We start from the raw sequence: 20,685 nt of genomic DNA, 5'->3' as shown, positions 1-20,685 counted from the left end.
GAAGGAGAACCAGAAATGACAACGACGTCTGCAGCACCATCGGGAGGTGGGGTTCGGGTCCGCGTGCAGCGGTTCGGCACCTTCCTCTCGGGCATGGTCATGCCCAACATCGCGGCCTTCATCGCGTGGGGCCTGATCACCGCCCTGTTCATCGACAGCGGTTGGGTCGGACAGGACGGCCCCATCGAGGCGTGGCAGTGGGCCGACTCCCGCATGCTCGGTGGCGGGGTCACCCCTGACGGGACCGAATGGACCGGTCTCGTCGGACCCATCATCACCTACCTCCTGCCCAGCCTGATCGCCTACACCGGTGGCCGCATGGTCTTCGGCGTGCGCGGCGGCGTCGTCGGCGCCGTCGCCGCGATGGGCGTCATCGTCGGCGCCTCGGGAACCGTCATGTTCCTCGGCGCCATGGTGGCGGGTCCGCTGACAGCCCTCGCCCTGAAGTGGATCGAGAAGCTGTGGGCGGGCAAGGTCCGCGCGGGCTTCGAGATGCTCGTCGACAACTTCAGCGCCGGATTCGTGGCGTTCTTCGCCGCCCTCGCCGCCTTCTTCTGGCTCGCACCGGTCATGAAGTTCATCACCGACATCCTCGGCGGTGCCGTGGGCTGGCTCGTCGACAACGGCCTGCTCCCCCTCGCGAGCGTCATCGTCGAGCCGGCGAAGGTCCTGTTCCTCAACAACGCCATCAACCACGGCGTGTTCACCCCGCTGGGGACCCAGGAGTCGCTCGAGACCGGGCGCAGCCTGCTGTTCCTCGTCGAGGCGAACCCCGGCCCCGGTGCCGGTCTGCTGCTGGCGATCGCCGTCTTCGGCGTGGGCATCGCGCGGGGAACCGCGCCGGGCGCGTTCATCATCCAGTTCTTCGGCGGCATCCACGAGGTGTACTTCCCGTACGTGCTGGCCAAGCCGCTCCTGATCGTGGCCCTCATCGCCGGTGGCGCCAGTGGTGTGGCGACCAACGCGATCTTCCAGTCGGGCCTCGTCGCCGCGGCATCGCCCGGCTCGATCTTCGCGGTGCTCATCCAGACCGCACCGGGCAGCCACCTCGGCGTCATCCTGTCGGTCGTCATCTCGGCCGGCGTGACCTTCGCCGTCTCCGCCGCGATCCTCCTCGCCAGCCGCAAGCGCGACCTGGCTCGTGAGGCCGACGGTCAGGGCGGTTTCGCCGACGCCGTCGCTCGCACCGAGGCCAACAAGGGCAAGAGCTCGGAGGCCCTCTCCGGCCTGCGCGCCTCGGGCGTCGCCGCCGCCGGTACCGCGGCGAGCGCCGAGAGCGGAGCTACCACGGCCACCAAGCCGATCCAGTCCATCGTGTTCGCGTGCGACGCGGGCATGGGCTCGTCGGCGATGGGCGCCAGCGTCCTGCGCAACAAGATCAAGAAGGCCGGCGTCGAGGGCGTCACGGTGGTCAACAAGGCCATCGCCAACCTCGACGGCACCGCCGACCTGGTCATCACGCAGCAGCAGCTGACCGACCGTGCCCGGGCGCAGAACCCGGACGCGCTGCACGTATCGGTGGACAACTTCATGAACTCGCCGAAGTACGACGAGGTCGTGGAGATGGTCCGCAAGCAGCACGACGCCGACGCGTAGGCTCGAAACCCAGACCCGGGGCCGGGGCGGTCCGTCCGCCTCGGCCCCGCGTCATCCCCCGCAACACCACTCAGAGGAGACAGACATGGCACGTGAGGTCCTGAACATCGATCAGATCCGCATCCACTCCGGAAGCGTCACCCGCGAGGAGGCGATGAAGGAGGCGGCCGGCATCCTCGAGTCCGCCGGCGCCGTCACCGGGGCCTACTTCGACGCCATGCAGCAGCGCGAGCAGACCGTGTCGACGTACATGGGCAACGAGCTCGCCATCCCCCACGGCACGAACGAGACCAAGGACGCCATCCTCGACTCGGCCCTGTCGTTCGTCCGCTACGACGGCGGCGTGGACTGGGGCGGCGAGCAGGTCAGCTTCGTCGTGGGCATCGCCGGCAAGGGCGACGAGCACCTCGACATCCTGTCGCAGATCGCGCTGCTGTTCTCCGAGGACGACGACGTCGCCCGCCTGAAGGCCGCCCAGACCCCCGATGAGCTCTACGCCCTGCTCGCGTCGGTGAACCAGTGAGCACCGCCGTCCACTTCGGAGCGGGCAACATCGGTCGCGGCTTCGTCGGCCTGCTGCTGCACGAGGGGGGCTACGACCTGGTCTTCTCCGACGTCGCCGCGCCTCTCGTCGACGCGATCAACGCCGCATCCGAGTACACCGTCCACGAGGTGGGCGAGGGCGGCGTCGACAAGGTCGTGACCGGCTTCCGCGCCCTCAACAGCGCCGCGGACCCGCAGGCCGTGGCCGATGCAGTCGCGTCGGCGGATGTCGTCACGACCGCGGTGGGACCCACCGTGCTGCGGTTCATCGCCCCACACATCCTCGCCGGCCTGCGCCTGCGGGATCCCGACGCCGCGCCCCTCGCCGTCATGGCGTGCGAGAACGCGATCGGCGCGACCGACCTGCTGCGCGACGAGATCCGCTCGCAGGCCGGCGCCGACTGGGAGACGGTGTCGCAGCGCGCCGTCTTCGCCAACACCGCCGTCGACCGCATCGTCCCGGCCCAGCCCGCCGGCGCCGGCGTCGACGTCACGGTCGAGCCCTTCTTCGAGTGGGCCATCGAGGCGACGCCCTTCGGCGGTGCGCTGCCGAACATCCCCGGCGCGCACTTCGTCGACGACCTCGAGCCCTACATCGAGCGCAAGCTCTTCACCGTGAACACCGGGCACGCCACCACCGCCTACTTCGGCGCGCAGGCCGGCGCCGCGACGGTGGCCGAGGCGCTGGCCGTTCCCGAGATCGCCGCGGGCGTCTCCGCGGCCCTCGAGGAGACGTCTGCGCTGCTCGTGCACAAGCACGGTCTCGACGCCGCCGAGCTCGCCGAGTACCGCGCCACGATCCTCCGCCGGTTCGCGAATCCCGAACTTCCCGACACCGTCGGACGCGTGGGACGCCAGCCGCTGCGCAAGCTCTCGCGCCACGAGCGCTTCGTCGGGCCCGCCGCCGAGGCGGCCGAGGCGGGGCTCTCCGTCGAGGCGCTCGTCGCCGCGATCGGCGCCGCGCTGGCCTTCGACGACGCGGAGGACCCGCAGTCGGTCGAGCTGCAGCAGCGCCTGCGCGCCGCCGAGGACGCGGCATCCCTCACCGCATCGGTGACCGGGCTCGAGCCCGAGCACCCCCTGTTCCCGTTGGTCGAGGCGGCCGTTTCCGAACGGCAGGCCGCGATCGGCGCCGACGCTCGGTGACCGACGCTCCCCGCACGCCGGACCCGCGGCCACGGTCGCGGGTCCGACGTGTGCTCGTCGTGGTGGGGCTCGCGGTGCTCGGCATCCTGCTCGCCGGCGTCATCGGCATCCTGGTCTGGAGCCAGGTCGGCGTGATGGACGCCGAGCAGGGACCGCTCGACGAGGTGCGTGCCGACGAGCGCATCACGATGACCGAGATCGACGGCAGCCTGGTGCTCGAGCCCGCCGCGGGCGACTCGGAGGTGGGGCTCGTCTTCGTGCCGGGGGCGAAGGTCGAGGCCGAGGCGTATGCTCCCCTGCTCTCGGGTGTCGTCGCCGGCGATGGCGTGACCGTCGTCATCACCCGCCCCTGGCTGAACCTGGCGTTCTTCGATCCGCGGCCGCTGTCGTCGTTCACCGACCTGGCGCCGGGGGTGTCGACGTGGCTCGTGGGCGGGCACTCCCTGGGAGGCGTTCGCGCGTGCCAGCTCGCGGACGACGCGGACGGCCTGGTGCTCTTCGCCTCGTACTGCGCCACCGACCTGTCGGGGTCGAGTGAGCCCGTGCTGAGCCTGTCCGGCTCGGAGGACGGCCTGACCACGCCCGAGAAGGTCGACGACAACCGCGGTCTGCTCCCCGACGACGCCGTCTTCGTCGAGATCCCCGGAGCCTCCCACGCCTCGTTCGGCGACTACGGCCCGCAGGCCGGCGACGGCACCCCGACGATCTCCGATGCCGACATGCGCGCGGACGTCACGGCGGCCCTGTCCCGCCTGGTCGCCGCCCTCCCCCGCTGATCGGTCGGGGGCCCGGGGCGCCGCCTTTCCGAGGTCCCAGTCCGGCCGGAAACTCGGCGGCCATACCCGGCTCAAGTGGGACCTCGGTGAGAACTTCGGACGTCAGGGACGCCAGCCGGCTCGGAGAAGGGCAGACCGGACCATATCGACCGCCGGCCGGCCCTCACCGCGAAGGTGGTGGCGCAGAATCCGCACATGCTCCCAGCCGCTCGCTCGGATCGCATGCCAGCGGTCGGCGTCGCGCGCGAACTGCGCGTCGTCGAAGGCATGCTGGCGGCCGTCGTACTCGACAGCCAGTCGCCATCGCCGATACGCCAGGTCGAGCCGTGCGATGAAGACACCAGACGCCCGTCGCAGTTCCTGATTCAGCTCGGGCTCGGGAAGCCCCGCTCGCTGGAGGACCAGACGCAGACGCGTCTCTTCCGATGACTCCGAATCCGGCCGGATGTCGGCCAGCGCACGGATGAGCCGGCTGCGCCCACGCGTTGCGTGCAGCTCGACCTCCTCGTTCAGCTGCTCGAGGGTCACGAGCCCGCCGCGGCCGATGAGGTAGTCGCCCGCCGCGACGAGGTCGTCGTGCTGCCACACCGCACCGACATGTCGCCACGCGCGGGCGGGATGTTCGAACGGGATGCCGCTGACAGTCCACACCGCCGGTGAACGTTCGCCGAGGCGATGCCCGATGACTCCGGCGGCTCGCGGCTCGCGCTTCGGCCGGTGGGCCGCTACGTGCAGGGCGAGGGCGTCGCTACCGAAGGGGAGCGGTGCCCCGAATCGCGCGAGCGCGGTGTCGTGGCTGAAGAACTGCCAGGGCCGCAGCCGCACCGCATACTGCGCGCACTGCTCGGCGACATCCGCGGCTCTGGCGCCGCGCGGTACGCGGAGACCGCGAAACGGGATCTCGAGGTCGCTCGCATCGAGTCGCCCCGCCGTCACGCCCATCGCCCGGGCAGCTCCGACCGAGAACGGAACTCCCCGCAGCGGTTCGGGGAGGGGCTGGGGCCGACGCATCCCAACAGCCTCTGCCCGCTCGCCGCTCTCGCGGCCGCGGCCCCCGCGTCTGTGAGTATCGGGCTGCTCTCCGGCCGCTGGGCAGAAACCGCGAGGTCCCAGTTCGGCCGGGAAGAGGTCCCAGTTCGGCCGAGTAGAGGTCCCAGTTCGGCCGGGAATCAGACGCTGGAACCCGGCCCAACTGGGACCTCGAGGGAGTCAGACCCGGGTCAGGCTCCGAAGCCCTCGGCGATGACCTCGATGAGCTCCTCACGCTCCTCGACCGAGAGGAACGCGCCGGCGGCGGCGTTGAGCTGGAAGGCCTGCAGGTCGTCGAGATCGTACTCGAACGTCTGGGCCAGGGTCGCGAGCTCGCGGGTGAGGGACGTGCGGCTCTGCGTGCGGTTGTCGACGTTCACGGTCACCGAGAAGCCCAGCTGATACAGCAGGTCGAAGGGGTGGTCCTCCCATTGCGTCCCCCACGCCTCGATGGCCCCGGTCTGCAGGTTGGAGGACGGCGAGAGCTCGAGCGGGATCTCGCGGTCCCGCACCCAGCGCGCGAGGTCGCCGAACTGCACGAGCACCTCTTCGCCGGCGCGGGAGACGACGTTCAGGTCCGAGGCGAGACGCACGCCGTGCCCCAGGCGCAGCGCGCGACCGTCGATCAGCGCCGAGCGGATCGAGTCGAGCCCGGCCGCTTCGCCGGCGTGCACGGTGACGGGGAAGAACTCCGAAGCGAGGTAGTCGAACGCGGCGCGGTGCTGGGCGGGCGGATAACCGTCCTCCGGGCCGGCGATGTCGAACCCGGAGACACCGCGCGAACGGTTCTCCACCGCGAGGCGGGCGATCTCGAGCGAACGGCCCGCCTGACGCATCGCCGACAGGATCTGACCGACGCGGATGTCGTGCCCCTCGCCCTCCGCGGCATCCTCGCCTTCCTCGATGCCCTCCTGCACGGCGTCGACCGCGTCCTGGAGCGACAGCCCGCGCTGCAGGTGCTGCTCGGGCGCCCAGCGCACCTCGCCGTACACCACGCCGTCTGCGGCGAGGTCGGTGACGAACTCGCGCGCTATCCGGCGCAGTCCCTCGCGGGTCTGCATGACCCCGAGCGTGACGTCGAAGGTCTTGATGTAGTCGACGAGCGACCCGGAGTCGCTCTGGTCCTCGAACCAGTCCGCGAGGTCGTCGGCATCGGTCTCGGGCAGGTCGAGTCCGAGCTCGTCGGCCAGCTCGACGATGGTCGCGGGCCGCACGCCGCCATCGAGGTGGTCGTGCAGCGAGACCTTCGGCAGCGACCGCACCGAGACACCCTGCAGTTTCGCGTCGGCGTGCTGTTCGATCGGCATGGCGGGCTCCTCCGGGTGGAACGGTCGGGATGGAACGGTCGGGATGGAACGGTCGGGATGGAACGGTCGGGATGGAAGGTGGGGTCGGCGTACGAGGCTCGGATGCCGCGCGCGGCGGCTCTCAGGCGGTGATGCGTTCGAGCACGAGCGGGCCGGCCGGGGGCGCCGCGTCGTCGATCTCCCACGCGCCGTGCAGGGCGTCGAGTGCGCGGTCGAACCGGGCACCATCGTCGGCCAGCAGGGTGAACAGCGGCTGACCGGCGGCCACCTCGTCGCCGGGTTTGACGTGCAGGTCGATGCCCGCCGCGTGGATGACGGGGTCCTGCGCGCGCGCACGCCCGGCACCCAGGCGCCAGGCGGCGATGCCGAACGGCAGCGCCTCCACGCGCGAGACGATGCCGGCGGCGGGAGCGGTGACCGTGTGGGTCTCGCGGGGAGCGGGGAGGGCCGCATCCGGATCGCCGTCCTGGACGCGGATCATGCGGCGCCAGACGTCCATCGCCCGCCCGTCGGCGAGGGCGCCCTCGACGTCGGCGTCGGGCTGTCCGGCGAGCGCGAGCATCTCGCGCGCGAGCGCGACCGTCAGCTCCACGACGTCGGCGGGGCCGCCGCCGGCGAGCACCTCGACCGATTCGCGCACCTCGTTGGCGTTGCCGATGGCGAGACCGAGCGGGGCGTTCATGTCGGTGAGCAGGGCGGTCGTCGCCACGCCGGAGTCGGCGCCGAGCGCGACCATGGTGCGGGCGAGCTCGCGGGCCTTGTCGACGTCCTTCATGAAGGCGCCCGAGCCGAACTTCACGTCGAGCACGAGCGACTCGGTGCCCTCGGCGATCTTCTTCGACATGATGCTCGACGCGATGAGGGGGATCGCCTCGACCGTGCCGGTCACGTCGCGCAGGGCGTACAGGCGCTTGTCGGCGGGCGCGAGACCCGACCCGGCGGCGCAGATGACCGCTCCGACGTCGCGCAGCTGGTCGAACATCTCGTCGTTCGACAGCGCGGCACGCCACCCCGGGATGGACTCGAGCTTGTCGAGGGTCCCACCGGTGTGGCCGAGTCCACGACCCGACAGCTGCGGCACCGCGACGCCGAACGCGGCGACCAGGGGCGCCAGGGGCAGGGTGATCTTGTCGCCGACGCCTCCCGTCGAGTGCTTGTCGACGGTGCGCTTGCCGAGACCTGCGAAGCTCATCCGCTCGCCCGAGGCGATCATCGCGTCGGTCATCACCCGGATCTCGCTGCGCTCCATGCCGTTGAGCAGCACGGCCATGGCGAAGGCGGCCATCTGCGAGTCGGCGACGTACTCGCGGGTGTACGCGTCGACCATCCAGCGCAGCGCCTCCTCGGGCACCACGCCACCGTCGCGCTTGGCGCGGATCACGTCGACGGCGTCGAAGGCCTCGACGGCGGCGGGCGTGGCGGGGCTGGTGGGATCGGCGCTCATCGGGCGGCCTCCTCGAGGTCTCGCGGGCCGAACGCGTCGGGCAGCACCTCGTCGATCGTGCGGATGCCCGAGACGGTCTCGAGCAGCATTCCGGGCAGGGCGAACTCGTTCAGCAGCTGACGGCAGCGGCCGCACGGCATGATCGTCTGCCCGTCGTTGTTCACGCACACGAAGGCGACGAGTCGGCCGCCGCCCGACATGTGCAGGTCGCCGACCAGGGCGCACTCGGCGCACAGTCCCACGCCGTAGGAGGCGTTCTCGACGTTGCATCCCGAGACGATGCGCCCGTCGCTGACGAGCGCGGCCGCGCCGACCCGGTAGCGCGAATAGGGCGCGTAGGCGCGGGTCATGGCGTCGGTGGCGACGGAGCGCAGCTCGTCCCAGTCGATGTCGGTCACGAGGGGTCTTCCTTGTCCGGATGAGGATGCGTCGGCATCCGTCATCCCTTGATGTAGGGCTTGCCGGCAGCGGCCGGCCCGCGGATCTGGCCGGCGAAACCGGCGACCGCGAGGATGGTCACCACGTACGGGAGCATGAGCATGAACTCGCTGGGGATCGGCGTCCGCAGGACCGTGAGCAGGTTCTGCAGGTTGGTCGCGAAGCCGAACAGCAGTCCTGCGAGCGCTGCCCGCAACGGATCCCACCGGCCGAAGATCACCGCGGCCAACGCGATGAAGCCGAGGCCGGCCGTCATCTCCTTGCCGAACTGCGGCACCGAGACGAGCGTGAAGTAGGCGCCGCCGATGCCGGCGATCGCTCCCGCGAGCGAGACGTTCCAGAACCGCGAGCGGTTGACGTTGATGCCGACCGTGTCGGCGGCCTGCGGGTGCTCGCCGACCGCGCGGAGCCGCAGGCCCCAGCGCGTGCGGTACAGCGCCCACGTGACGACGGCGACCGTGACGAACATGAGGTAGACGATGATCGTCTGGTTGAACAGCACGGGACCGAGGATCGGGATGTCGCTGAGCAGCGGGATCTCGAGACGGGTGAAGCGCACCGGGCGGTTCAGCTCGCTCTCGTTGGGAACGAGCAGCGCGCCGTAGAGGAAGCCGGTGAGACCGGTGACGAGCACGTTGAGCACGACGCCGACGATGACCTGCTCGACGAGGTACTTGATCGCGAATGCGGCCAGCACGAACGACACCAGCACGCCGCCGATCATCGCGCCGATCAGGCCGACGAACGGGTTGCCGGTGATGCTCGACAGCAGCGCCGCGGAGAACGCGCCGAGGAGCAGCTGCCCCTCGATGGCGACGTTCACCACGCCGACGCGTTCGCCGATGACACCGCCGAGCGCCCCGAACACCAGCGGGACCGAGAGTGAGACCGCACCGAAGAGCAGCCCGGTCACGGGTACGAGACCCCCGGCGGCCGCCCAGGTGAGGAAGGCGAAGACGCCGAGCACGCCGAACAGCAGCGTCAGCCACAGCGGTACCGGCCGGTACGCCCCGGCCAGCCAGAACGCGAGCGCCGTCAGCGCGACGAGCACGACGAGAACCGACCATGACGTCACCGCGGTCGGCACGGCCACGTCGGGAAGGCCCAGGGCAGCGGAGGCGTCACCGAGTCGGAACGTGCTGAGGCCGTCGCGCGGCGCGAAGGCGAACAGGGCTGCCAGCAGCACCGACACGACGCCGAGCGTGATGGGCACCTTCAGGCGCCGCTGCCGGACGGTGGCGAGCTGGATCGTGCCGTCGGCGGATTCCGCGGGGCTGAGCGTGGTCATGCCGTCACCGCCTTCTTCGCCGCCTTGGCTCTCGCCTTGGCCGCCTTCTCGAGGTCCGTCTTGGGGAGGAAGAACACTGTGCGCAGCAGGGGCGGCGCGGCGATGAACAGCACGATCAGAGCCTGCACGACCAGCACGATGTCGACGGGGATGCCCTGCGCCTGCATCGAGAACGAGCCCGCCTTCATCGCACCGAACAGGATGCCGGCGGCGAACACGCCCCACGCACGACTGCGACCGAGGAGGGCGACGGTGATCGCGTCGAAACCGATGCCGGCGTCGATCGTGCCGCTGAAGCCCGTGGTGATCGATCCTTGGATCTGGTTCATGGCGGCGAGGCCGGCCAGTCCCCCGGCGAAGAGCATCGCGTAGACGTAGATGCGTTCGACGCCGATGCCCGCGGCGCGGGCCGCGTGCGGGTTCTCACCGACGGCGCGCATCCGGAGTCCGAGGCTCGAGCGTTCGATCACCCACCACACGAGCACGGTGGCGGCGATGACGACGACGAAGCCCCAGTCCAGGGAGGGGAAGCCCGACCCGAGCAGGTCGGGGAACTGCGCCGACGCCGGCGTCTCGGCGGTGATGGGCTGATTGGTGCCCTCTTTCTGCAATAACCCGGGGGTGCGGATCATCCAGGTGACGAAGTAGAACGCCACGTAGTTGAGCATGATCGTGAGGATGACCTCGTGCGCCCCGGTGCGGGCCTTGAGCACACCGACGATGCCGCCCCAGATCGCACCGCCGGCGATGCCGGCGAGCAGGGTCAGCGGCAGGTGGATCCACATGGGCAGGTCGAGACCGAAGGTCACGAGTGCGGCGAATCCCGCGCCCACGAGGATCTGCCCGCGGGCGCCGATGTTGAACAGCCCGACCCGGAAGGCGAGCGCCACGCCCAGGCCTGCGGCGATCAGCGGCGCAGCGAAACCGAGGGAGTTCGTCAGGGGGCGGATCTGCGCGGCGAAGCCGTCGACCCGCGGGTTGAAGACCGCTCCGCGGAACAGCGCCTCGTAGCCGCCGTAGACGGCGCTCCAGATGGCAGCGACGGTGTCGCCGGGCCGGGCGAAGAAGTACCCCGCCGCCTCCTGCACGTCGTCGTCGGTGAAGGCGATCAGCACGCCTCCGGCGATCAGGGCGAGCACGACCGCGAGGATCGTGGTGACGGGGTTGCCGCGCATCAGCTCCTTGATCAGGACGTTGGCGCGCGGCGCCTCGGGCGCGGTCTGGCCGGTCAGCGGGCTCGAGGCGGCGGGGAGCTGCTCGGGCGCGCCGCCGCGCGCGGTCTCGTGGGCGCCGGGTGTCGAGTCGCTCATGCGGCCACCTCCGGGTGGGGTTCGCCGGCCATCATGAGGCCGAGGATGTCGCGGGGGGTGTCGCCGGGGACGATGCCGACGATCGCACCCCGGTACATGACCGCGATGCGGTCGGCGAGGGCGGTCACCTCGTCGAGCTCGGTCGAGACCACGACGACCGGCACGCCGGCATCCCGCGTCTCGATGATGCGCTTGTGGATGAACTCGATCGAGCCGACGTCGACGCCGCGGGTCGGCTGCGCCGCCACGAACAGCTGCAGGTCGCGGCTCATCTCGCGTGCGATGACGACCTTCTGCTGGTTGCCGCCCGACAGCGTGCCCGCGGCGGTGTGGGGGCCCTGGGTGCGGATGTCGTACTCCGCGATGCGGTCGCGCGCGAAGGCCTCCAGCGCGGAGCGCCGGACGGTGCCGGCCGTCACGAACTCCGGGTCGTTGGACCGATCGAGGATGAGGTTCTCGGCGACCGAGAAGCCGCCGACGAGGCCGTCCTCCTTGCGGTCCTCGGGCACGAACCCGACGCCGGCGTCGAGGATGCCGCGGACACTGCGGCCGACCAGCTCGGTGTCGCCGAGGCGGATCGAGCCCTCCACCTTGCTCGCGAGACCGACGATGGCCTCGACGAGCTCGGTCTGGCCGTTGCCCTGCACTCCCGCCACGCCCAGGACCTCGCCCGGGCGCACATCGAAGCTCACACCGTCGACGACGACGGCGCCGCCGGGGGTCAGCACGCGGAGGTCTCGCACCGCGAGGCCGCCGTCGCCCAGCCGCGGCGCGCCCTTGCGGACGGTGAGCTCGACGGCGCGGCCGACCATGAGGGAGGCGAGCTCGGCGTTGGTCGCGGTCGGAGACGCCTCACCGACGACCGTGCCCAGTCGGATGACGGTGATGCGGTCCGCGACCTCGCGGACCTCCCGCAGCTTGTGGGTGATGAAGACGATGGAGGTGCCTTCGTCGCGCAGCTGGCGCATGATCGCCATGAGCTCGTCGGTCTCCTGCGGGGTGAGCACCGCTGTGGGCTCGTCGAAGACCAGGACCTTCGCGTCGCGCGAGAGCGCCTTGATGATCTCGACCCGCTGCTGCACGCCGACGGGCAGGTCCCCGACGAGGGCGTCGGGGTCGATCTGGAAGCCGAACCGGTCGGCGACCTCGCGCACGTGGCGACGGGCCTTGGCGAGGTCGAGGGCGCCGATGCCCTTGGTGTCCTCGTGTCCGAGCATGACGTTCTCGGCGACCGTGAAGACGGGGATGAGCATGAAGTGCTGGTGCACCATGCCGATGCCCGCCGCCATGGCGTCGCCGGGGCCGCGGAAGTTCTGAGGGGCGTCGTCGAGCAGGATCTGACCGTCGTCGGCCTGGTACAGGCCGTAGAGGACGTTCATCAGCGTCGACTTGCCGGCACCGTTCTCGCCCAGCAGGGCGTGGATCTCGCCGGGCTGGACCACGAGGTCGATGTGGTCGTTCGCGACGAGGGTGCCGAAGCGCTTGGTGATGCCCCGGAGTTCGAGCTTCATGGTCGCCAATCTATGTGACGTTGAGGGACGGCGGACAGGGGTCGGGGCCGGGAGACGACGTCTCCCGGCCCCGACCGAAGAACCGACTCACGGGGAGTTCGGCGACTCCACGGTGATGTCACCGGCGATGATGGCCTCCTGGAGGGTGGCCAGCTCGTCGGCCAGACCGTCCGGCAGCTGCGACTCGAAGTCGTGGAAGCTCGAGAGCTTCACACCCTCGTTCTCGAGGTCCCCGACGTAGGGCTCGACGCTGAAGTCGCCGCCGGCGGCCTCGATGGTCGCGTCGTGGACGGCGACGTCGATGGCCTTCATGATCGAGACGAGCACGAGGTCGGCGACGGTGTCGTCGGCGACGGCGAGGTCGGTGTCGACACCGAGCATGAGCGTGTCAGTGCCGCCGTCGTTGATGGCCGCTGCCGCGCTCTGGTACACCGGACCGCCGACGGGCAGGATGACGTCTGCACCCTGGTCGAGCAGGTTCTGCGCGGTCTGCTTGGCGGTGTCGTTGGCCGCGAAGCCGCCGGTGAAGAGCCCCTCTTCGGTGGCCATGTCCCAGCCGAGCACCTCGACGGCGCCGCCCTTGTCCTCGTTGTACTTCTCGACGCCGAGCTGGAAACCGTCCATGAACACGGCGACCGACGGGATCTGCATGCCGCCGAAGGTGCCGACCTTGTTCACGCCGCTCTGCTCCGACCACGAAGCGGCGGCGTATCCGCCGAGATAAGCGGCCTCGGCCGTGTTGAACACGAGGGGCTTGATGTTCGGGGCGTCGGTCTCGCCGTTGAAGTCATTGTCGGCGAGGTCGTCGATGATCGCGTAGTCGATGTCGGGGTTGGCCAGCGCCGACTCGACCGTGGCGGCGGAGAGGTTGAAACCCACCGAGACGATGAACGTGCAGCCCTCGGCGACGAGCTGCTCGAGGTTCGGCGCGTAGTCGTTGGGGGTGGTCGACTCGAGCTCGATGCCCTCGACGTCGAGCTCCTCCAGGGCCGAGTCCATGCCGGTCTTGGCCGACTGGTTGAACGACTTGTCGTTCCAACCGCCCTCGTCCGAGATCAGGCAGGGCATGAAGCCGTCGACGGCTTCGCCTGCAGCGGCGTCGCCGGTGGATTCCGCGTCGGGTGCGGATCCGCAACCGGCGAGGGCGACGAGAAGGCCCGCGGCAGCTGTGATGCCGACGAGCTTCTGGGGGGTCGAGAGTGTCAATGCAGCCTCCACATTGAAGGCGCCGCGGACTTCGCGGCGGCTGGAAAGAAGTTACCTACTGTTTCGCCCGGGTTGCACCCCGGACGCACTCCGCCTCGCGAATGGTTACAAAGACGCAATACGAGCGTCACAGAACGTCGCCGCGACCCGTCAGCTTGAGAGCGTCCACGACGTGCTTGACACGCTGGGCGTTCTCGCTCGTGGTGACCAGGAGCGCGTCGGGGGTGTCGACCACGACGATGTCCTTGACGCCGATGAGGCTGATGACGCGCGAGGTGTGGCTCACGACGATGCCGCTGGCCGCGTCCGAGAGGATGCGGGCGTTCTCGCCCAGGATGGCGAGGTCGTTCTTGCGTCCGTTGGAGTTCAGCTTCGCCAGGCTGGCGAAGTCGCCGACGTCGTCCCAGTCGAAGTGGCCCGGAACCACGGCCAGCTTGCCCTTCTTGGCCGCGGGCTCGGCGACGACGTAGTCGATCGCGATCTTCTCGAGCGTCGGCCAGATGCGGTCCACCGCCGGGCCCCGTCGGTCGCGGTCGTCCCAGGCCTCGGCGAGCTCGAGCAGTCCGGCGTGCAGCGCGGGGTTGTTGGCCTCGATCTCGGCGAGCAGCACGTCGGCGCGCGAGATGAACATGCCGGCGTTCCACAGGTACGACCGGTCCGAGACATAGGAGCGCGCCGTCTCGAGATCGGGCTTCTCGACGAAGTGCTCCACGAGCGAGGCATCGCGCGCTCCCTCGACGATGAGCTCTCCGCCCCGTTTGATGTAGCCGAAGCCGACCGCCGGCTCCGAGGGGGTGATGCCGATCGTGCAGATGTACCCCTCGCGGGCGACCTCGACGGCATCGCGCACGGCGAACTCGAACACGCGGCTGCCGCGGATGACGTGATCGGCGGCGAACGATCCGATGATCACGTCGGGGTGGCGACGATGCAGGATGGCGGCTGCGAGGCCGATCGCGGCCGCGGAATCGCGCGGCTCGGACTCGAGGAAAACGTTCTTGTCGGGGATGCCGGGCAGCTGCGACTCGACGGCGGCGCGGTGCGCCCGCCCGGTCACCACCGCGATGCGGTCCTCACCGGCGAGCGGCGCGAGCCGGTCCCAGGTGTCGCGCAGCAGCGAGTGCCCCGAGCCGGTGAGGTCGTGCAGGAACTTCGGGGCGTCGGCGCGCGAGAGCGGCCACAGCCGACTGCCCACCCCTCCGGCGGGGATGACGGCGTAGAAGTCCGGGATCTCATCGATCATGCTCCGAGCGTAGCGGCGTCGGGGCCGCCTCCCATCCGTCAAGAACGCCGCTTCTTTAGGGTGCCCTTCGTCGCCGCGCCCGTTTTTCCCGGCCTAGAATCGATGTGCGCCCATGTGACGCCGGGGGTCAACCGCCCCACCGGGGCATCGATCGCCCCCACGAACCGTGTTCGATCCAGGGAGGACGACCGTGTCTGCACCAGCACGCGTCACACCGTCGGTAGCCCAGACCACATCCAAGACCCCGCGCGGCACGCTGTACCGGGGCAACGAGGGCATGTGGTCGTGGGTGCTTCACCGCATCACCGGCGTCGCCATCTTCTTCTTCCTCTTGGTCCACGTGCTCGACACCGCGCTGATCCGCGTGTCGCCCGAGGCCTACGACGCCGTCATCGGCACCTACAAGAACCCGATCATGGGGCTGGGCGAGGTCGCCCTGGTCGCCGCGATCGTCTACCACGCGTTCAACGGCCTGCGCATCATCGCGGTCGATCTGTGGCCGTGGGCGACCCGTCACCAGCGGCAGCTCTGGTGGGGCGTGCTGGCGGTCTGGGCCGTCACCGTCATCGGATTCTCGGCGCGCCATGTGCCGATCGTTCTCTCCGAGATTGGAGGGGGTCACTGATGACCGCCGACACCCTGGCCGCACCCCGCAGCCCGCAGGTCCGCAAGAAGGGCGCCAACCTCGAGAAGTGGGGCTGGGTCTACATGCGCGCCTCCGGCGTGCTCCTGGTCGTCCTCATCTTCGGGCACCTCTTCGTCAACCTGATGCTCGGCGAGGGCATCAAGGGCATCGACTTCGCCTTCGTCGCCGGCAAGTTCGCCAGCCCGTTCTGGCAGTGGTGGGACGTGCTGATGCTCTGGCTCGCCCTCATCCACGGCGCGAACGGCATGCGCACGATCGTCAACGACTACGTGTCCGGTCCGACCGCCCGCAAGGTCCTCGTCTGGGCGATCTGGCTCTCCGCCGGTCTGCTGATCCTGCTGGGCACGCTCGTCGTGTTCACGTTCGACCCCTGCCTGGGAGTGACGTCGGACAGCATGCTCTGGGAGATGTGCCAGGGCTGACCCGGCGCATCGACGACGTGATTCACAGCAACGAAAGGCTCGCCGAGTGAGCACCCCCACCGAAGAGGTCGTCGTCAAGGACGGCATCCACTACCACCAGTTCGACATCGTCATCGTCGGCGCCGGCGGCGCCGGCATGCGCGCCGCGATCGAGGCCGGTCCGGGAGCCCGCACGGCGGTCATCTCCAAGCTCTACCCGACGCGCTCGCACACCGGCGCAGCTCAGGGCGGCATGGCGGCGGCGCTGGCGAACGTCGAAGAGGACTCCTGGGAGTGGCACACCTTCGACACCGTCAAGGGCGGCGACTACCTGGTCGATCAGGACGCCGCGGAGATCCTCGCCAAAGAGGCCATCGATGCGGTCATCGACCTCGAGAACATGGGACTGCCGTTCAACCGCACCCCCGAGGGCAAGATCGACCAGCGCCGTTTCGGCGGTCACACCGCCGACCACGGCAAGTCGCCGGTGCGTCGCGCCTGCTACGCCGCCGACCGCACCGGTCACATGATCCTGCAGACGCTGTTCCAGAACTGCGTCAAGCTGGGCATCAACTTCTTCAACGAGTACTACGTGCTCGACCTCATCACGATCACCGCGGAGGACGGATCCACCCAGACCGCCGGCGTCGTGGCCTACGACCTCGCCACGGGCGACCTGCACGTCTTCCACTCGAAGGCGGTGATCTTCGCCACCGGCGGCTTCGGCAAAATCTACAAGACCACCTCCAACGCCCACACCCTCACCGGCGACGGCGTGGGAATCGTCTGGCGCAAGGGACTGCCGCTGGAGGACATGGAGTTCTTCCAGTTCCACCCGACCGGGCTCGCCGGCCTCGGCATCCTCCTCACCGAGGGCGCGCGCGGCGAGGGCGCGATCCTCCGCAACGCCTCGGGCGAGCGCTTCATGGAGCGCTATGCCCCGACCATCAAGGACCTGGCGCCGCGCGACATCGTCTCGCGCTGCATGCAGCAGGAGGTCGCCGAGGGGCGCGGTGCCGGCCCGCACCGGGATTACGTGCTCCTGGACTGCACCCACCTGGGCGCCGAGGTGCTGGAGACCAAGCTCCCCGACATCACCGAGTTCGCGCGCACCTACCTCGGTGTCGACCCCGTGGTCGAGCCCGTGCCGGTCATGCCCACCGCCCACTACGCGATGGGCGGCATCCCGACCAACGTCAAGGCCGAGGTGCTCTCCGACAACACCACCGTCGTCCCCGGGCTGTACGCCGCGGGCGAGTGCGCCTGCGTCTCGGTGCACGGCTCCAACCGCCTGGGCACCAACTCGCTCCTGGACATCAACGTCTTCGGCAAGCGCGCCGGTCGCAATGCGGTCGAGTACGTCAAGACCGCGGACTTCGTGCCGCTGCCCGAGAACCCCGCCGCCGCGGTGCGCGACCTCATCGAGAGCGTCCGCGACAACCCCGGCACCGAGCGCATCGCGGTGCTCCGCAAGACCCTCCAGGACGAGATGGACAAGGGCGCTCAGGTGTTCCGCACCGAGGAGTCGCTCCTGCACGTCATGGATGTCATCGCCGATCTGCGCGAGCGGTTCAAGAACATCCACGTCGACGACAAGGGCAAGCGGTTCAACACCGACCTGCTCGAAGCCGTCGAGCTCGGCTTCCTCCTCGACATCGCCGAGGTGGTCGTGGTCGCCGCCCGCAACCGCAAGGAGAGCCGCGGCGGACACATGCGCGACGACTTCCCCACGCGCGATGACGAGAACTACATGAAGCACACGATGGCCTACCTCTCGGGCGACCCGCACTCGTCGCACGCCGAGGACCACATCCGGCTCGACTGGAAGCCCGTCGTGTTCACCAAGAACGAGGCGGGCGAACTGCGGTACCCGCCGCTGGAAAGGAAGTACTGATGACCCTCGTCGCTCCCGAGACGGAAGTCACGAACGACACCGGCATCCAGTCGTTCCTGGTCACCTTCATCATCCGCCGCTTCGACCCCGAGGTCGACGACGAGCCCCGCTGGGTCGACTACGACGTCGAGCTCTACTCGACCGACCGCGTTCTCGATGCGCTGCACAAGATCAAGTGGGAGGTCGACGGCTCGCTCACCTTCCGCCGGTCGTGCGCGCACGGCATCTGCGGCTCTGACGCCATGCGCATCAACGGACGCAACCGGCTCGCGTGCAAGACGCTGATCAAGGACCTCGACATCTCGCAGCCGATCTACGTCGAGGCGATCAAGGGCCTGCCGCTGGAGAAGGACCTCGTCGTCGACATGGAGCCGTTCTTCGCCTCCTACCGCGACGTGCAGCCGTTCCTCATCGCCAACTCCAAGCCAGAGGCGGGCAAGGAGCGCGTGCAGTCGATCGCCGACCGGGCGATCTTCGACGACACCACCAAGTGCATCCTGTGCGCCGCCTGCACCTCGTCGTGCCCGGTCTTCTGGACCGACGGGCAGTACTTCGGCCCCGCGGCCATCGTCAACGCGCACCGGTTCATCTTCGACTCGCGCGACGACGCCGGCGACGTGCGCCTGGACATCCTCAACGACAAGGAGGGCGTCTGGCGCTGCCGCACGACCTTCAACTGCACCGAGGCGTGCCCCCGCGGCATCGAGGTGACCAAGGCCATCGCCGAGGTCAAGCAGGCGGTTCTGCGCGGCCGGTGATCGGATCGGGCCTGAGCCCGATCGGGTCGCCGACGCGCTGCCGGTACATTCGAGGACGTGAGCTCCGACCCCGCCGACACCGAGGCGCTGCGCGAGAAGTGGGAGTCCTCACGACTGCGTGAGCGGCTCGATCAGCCCATCGAGCGTGCGACGACGATCACCCGTCGCACGCTCGGCTGGTTCCCCATCCGCGTGTGGCGGCACTTCCTGCAGCACAACGGGTTCCTCCTCGCTGCGAGCATCAGCTACCAGTCGCTGTTCGCACTGTTCGCGACGATCTACAGCGCCTTCGCCGTGGTGGGCCTGTGGCTCGGCGGGTCGTCGATGGCCATCGACGCCCTCATCGGCGTGGTCAACTCCTACATCCCGGGCCTGATCTCCGGCGCCGGGCCCGTCGCGCCCGAGGACGTCGCCGACATCGCCCGCAACAGCGGCAGCGTGCTCGCCGTGACCGGTGCGGTCGCGCTGGGTGTGGCCGTCTGGACCGCCATCGGGTTCGTCACCTTCACCCGCCGCGCGGTGCGCGACATCTTCGGCCTCCCCTTCGACACCCGCAACTACGTGCTGCTGAAGCTGCGCGACTTCGGCGCCGCGCTGCTGTTCGGACTCGCTCTCGTGCTCGGCGCCGCGCTCGGGCTGATCGCCGGCGGCATCGTACGGCAGCTGTTCGACCTGCTCGACGTCCCCTACGAGTCCACCACGATCGACGTGCTCAGCCGTCTGGCATCGGTGCTCGTCGCCATCGTTCTCAACTCCGCGGCGCTGACCGCGCTCATCCGCTTCCTCACCGGAACCTCGCTGCCGTGGCGCAAGATCATGCCCGGCTCGCTCTTCGGCGGCGCGGCTCTGAGCATCCTGCAACTGGGAGCCGGCTTCCTCGCCGTCTACTCCCCCACCAACCCGCTGCTGGCGACGTTCTCCGTGCTGATCGGCTTCCTGCTGTGGCTGCGACTGGCGGGCATCGTCATCCTCGTGGCTGCATCCTGGGTCGCCGTATCGGCCGCCGACGACGGGATCCCCCTCGTCGTGCGAACGGACGCCGAGCGCCGAGCCGACGAACGCCGTGCGCTCCGGGTGGTGGCGCAGGCCCAGGTCCGCGACGCCGAGCACGCCCTCGCCGACGCCGACTGGTGGCACCGGATGTCGGCGCGTCGCGATGTCCGGCGCGCGCGCGAGCTGCTCGCGCGCCTCGACGACGAGCCACGACGCTCGGATTGAGCGTCCGAGCCTCCGATTACGCTGGAAGGCGTGCCCCGTGACCTCCGCATCGCCTCCGTCAACGTCAACGGCATCCGCGCCGCCGCCCGCAAAGGGATGCACGCCTGGCTCGAGACCGCCGATGTCGACATCCTGACCCTGCAGGAGGTGCGCGCCGCGGCATCCGACCTGGCGGCGGCACTGCCCGGGTGGCACATCGTCTCGGACGAGGCGCTCGCCAAGGGCCGGGCCGGCGTCGCGATCGCGGCGCGCGAGCCGCTCGACGTCTGGCGCGTCGAGCTCGGCGACGACGACGTCGACTCGAAGGGGCGGTGGGTCGAGGCCGACATCGAGGTGGCCGGCGAGCACCTCACCGTCGTGAGCGCGTACGTGTTCACCGGAGAGGCCGACACCGAGAAGCAGATCGCGAAGTACGCCTTCCTCGACGCGATGGAGAGGCGGATGCCGCAGCTCGGCGACCTCGCCGTCATCACCGGCGACCTGAACGTCGGCCACCGCGAGTTCGACATCCGCAACTGGCGCGGCAACCGCAAGAAGGCGGGCTTCCTCCCCCGCGAGCGCGCCTACTTCGACCGCTTCACCGCGCCCGCGGGCGAGCCGGTCGACACCGTCGACGGCGAACGCGGCACCGGACTCGGCTGGGTCGATGTCGGGCGTCGGTTCGCCGGCGAGGTCGACGGCCCGTACACGTGGTGGTCCAACCGCGGGAAGGCCTTCGACACCGACACCGGATGGCGCATCGACTACCACCTGGCGACCCCGGCCCTCGCAGACCGCGTGAGCGACTACCGCGTCGTCCGCGCGCCCTCGTGGGACACCCGGTGGAGCGACCACGCCCCGGTCGTCGCCGACTACGGCCTCCCGGGCTGAGACCGCACGCAGGGTGGCGAGCGGTCGGCGTCTCGCCGCGCGCCCGCGAGTGGCCCTGTCG

The 20,685-nt window shown here is 69.8% G+C and carries 19 protein-coding genes; 10 read left to right on the top strand and 9 right to left on the bottom strand.

The window, feature by feature from the left end; all coding sequences use genetic code 11:
* Positions 1 to 15: 15 nt before the first annotated feature.
* From HW566_RS12570 to HW566_RS12555, 4 genes are all read left to right on the top strand, one after another.
* A complete protein-coding gene (locus tag HW566_RS12570) occupies positions 16 to 1,596 on the top strand; it encodes a PTS mannitol transporter subunit IICB (protein ID WP_178013358.1) in 1,581 nt (526 codons plus the stop codon).
* A gap of 85 nt (positions 1,597 to 1,681) precedes the next feature.
* Positions 1,682 to 2,119, top strand: a complete 438-nt coding sequence (locus HW566_RS12565) for a PTS sugar transporter subunit IIA (protein ID WP_178013356.1) — start codon at positions 1,682 to 1,684, stop codon at positions 2,117 to 2,119.
* Positions 2,116 to 3,285: a mannitol-1-phosphate 5-dehydrogenase gene (locus tag HW566_RS12560; RefSeq protein ID WP_178013354.1), complete on the top strand. Its 1,170-nt coding sequence runs from the start codon at positions 2,116 to 2,118 to the stop codon at positions 3,283 to 3,285. The genes HW566_RS12565 and HW566_RS12560 overlap by 4 nt, the downstream gene beginning before the upstream one ends.
* Positions 3,282 to 4,061: an alpha/beta hydrolase gene (locus HW566_RS12555; protein ID WP_256728710.1), complete on the top strand. Its 780-nt coding sequence runs from the start codon at positions 3,282 to 3,284 to the stop codon at positions 4,059 to 4,061. The genes HW566_RS12560 and HW566_RS12555 overlap by 4 nt, the downstream gene beginning before the upstream one ends.
* A 102-nt stretch (positions 4,062 to 4,163) precedes the next feature.
* Here HW566_RS12555 and HW566_RS12550 read toward each other — a convergent pair whose 3' ends face one another.
* The 9 genes from HW566_RS12550 to HW566_RS12510 all read right to left on the bottom strand — a co-directional run bounded on the left by HW566_RS12550 (position 4,164) and on the right by HW566_RS12510 (position 14,837).
* Positions 4,164 to 5,072, bottom strand: coding sequence for a hypothetical protein (locus tag HW566_RS12550; protein WP_178013353.1), 909 nt, complete (start codon positions 5,070 to 5,072; stop codon positions 4,164 to 4,166).
* A gap of 209 nt (positions 5,073 to 5,281) precedes the next feature.
* Positions 5,282 to 6,397: an adenosine deaminase gene (locus HW566_RS12545; protein WP_178013351.1), complete on the bottom strand. Its 1,116-nt coding sequence runs from the start codon at positions 6,395 to 6,397 to the stop codon at positions 5,282 to 5,284.
* A 121-nt stretch (positions 6,398 to 6,518) separates the two neighbouring features.
* Complete coding sequence (locus HW566_RS12540; RefSeq protein WP_178013349.1) at positions 6,519 to 7,841, bottom strand: thymidine phosphorylase; 1,323 nt, start codon at positions 7,839 to 7,841, stop codon at positions 6,519 to 6,521.
* Complete coding sequence (locus tag HW566_RS12535) at positions 7,838 to 8,239, bottom strand: cytidine deaminase (RefSeq protein ID WP_178013347.1); 402 nt, start codon at positions 8,237 to 8,239, stop codon at positions 7,838 to 7,840. The genes HW566_RS12540 and HW566_RS12535 overlap by 4 nt, the downstream gene beginning before the upstream one ends.
* Positions 8,240 to 8,280: 41 nt before the next feature.
* Entirely contained in the window at positions 8,281 to 9,567 is a 1,287-nt protein-coding gene (locus tag HW566_RS12530) for an ABC transporter permease (RefSeq protein ID WP_178013345.1), read from the bottom strand.
* Positions 9,564 to 10,877, bottom strand: coding sequence for an ABC transporter permease (locus HW566_RS12525; RefSeq protein ID WP_178013343.1), 1,314 nt, complete (start codon positions 10,875 to 10,877; stop codon positions 9,564 to 9,566). Before HW566_RS12525 ends, HW566_RS12530 begins: the two co-directional genes overlap by 4 nt.
* On the bottom strand, positions 10,874 to 12,388 hold the full coding sequence (locus tag HW566_RS12520) for an ABC transporter ATP-binding protein (RefSeq protein WP_178013341.1): 1,515 nt from the start codon (positions 12,386 to 12,388) through the stop codon (positions 10,874 to 10,876). Before HW566_RS12520 ends, HW566_RS12525 begins: the two co-directional genes overlap by 4 nt.
* An 87-nt stretch (positions 12,389 to 12,475) precedes the next feature.
* Positions 12,476 to 13,594, bottom strand: coding sequence for a BMP family lipoprotein (locus HW566_RS12515; protein ID WP_178013339.1), 1,119 nt, complete (start codon positions 13,592 to 13,594; stop codon positions 12,476 to 12,478).
* A 127-nt stretch (positions 13,595 to 13,721) separates the two neighbouring features.
* Entirely contained in the window at positions 13,722 to 14,837 is a 1,116-nt protein-coding gene (locus HW566_RS12510) for a mannose-1-phosphate guanylyltransferase (RefSeq protein WP_178013337.1), read from the bottom strand.
* A gap of 190 nt (positions 14,838 to 15,027) precedes the next feature.
* Here HW566_RS12510 and sdhC point away from each other — a divergent pair, with 190 nt between their 5' ends.
* From sdhC to HW566_RS12480, 6 genes are read left to right on the top strand one after another with little or no spacing between them, the layout of a single operon-like run.
* Complete coding sequence (sdhC, locus tag HW566_RS12505; protein ID WP_091502543.1) at positions 15,028 to 15,462, top strand: succinate dehydrogenase, cytochrome b556 subunit; 435 nt, start codon at positions 15,028 to 15,030, stop codon at positions 15,460 to 15,462.
* Positions 15,462 to 15,905, top strand: a complete 444-nt coding sequence (locus HW566_RS12500; protein ID WP_178013335.1) for a succinate dehydrogenase hydrophobic membrane anchor subunit — start codon at positions 15,462 to 15,464, stop codon at positions 15,903 to 15,905. The genes sdhC and HW566_RS12500 overlap by 1 nt, the downstream gene beginning before the upstream one ends.
* A 46-nt stretch (positions 15,906 to 15,951) precedes the next feature.
* Positions 15,952 to 17,778, top strand: a complete 1,827-nt coding sequence (sdhA, locus tag HW566_RS12495) for a succinate dehydrogenase flavoprotein subunit (protein ID WP_178013333.1) — start codon at positions 15,952 to 15,954, stop codon at positions 17,776 to 17,778.
* Complete coding sequence (locus HW566_RS12490) at positions 17,778 to 18,536, top strand: succinate dehydrogenase iron-sulfur subunit (protein WP_178013331.1); 759 nt, start codon at positions 17,778 to 17,780, stop codon at positions 18,534 to 18,536. Before sdhA ends, HW566_RS12490 begins: the two co-directional genes overlap by 1 nt.
* Positions 18,537 to 18,593: 57 nt before the next feature.
* Positions 18,594 to 19,754 (top strand): YihY/virulence factor BrkB family protein, encoded by a 1,161-nt coding sequence (locus tag HW566_RS12485; RefSeq protein ID WP_178013329.1) that lies wholly within the window; start codon positions 18,594 to 18,596, stop codon positions 19,752 to 19,754.
* 30 nt (positions 19,755 to 19,784) lie between these two features.
* A complete protein-coding gene (locus HW566_RS12480; protein ID WP_178013327.1) occupies positions 19,785 to 20,624 on the top strand; it encodes an exodeoxyribonuclease III in 840 nt (279 codons plus the stop codon).
* The last annotated feature ends 61 nt before the right edge of the window (positions 20,625 to 20,685 follow it).

The sequence above is a fragment of the Microbacterium oleivorans genome, from assembly GCF_013389665.1.
GTDB lineage: Bacteria > Actinomycetota > Actinomycetes > Actinomycetales > Microbacteriaceae > Microbacterium > Microbacterium oleivorans_C.
Note: the sequence above shows the minus strand (reverse complement) of the source record. Positions and strands in the feature narration are given on the sequence as shown.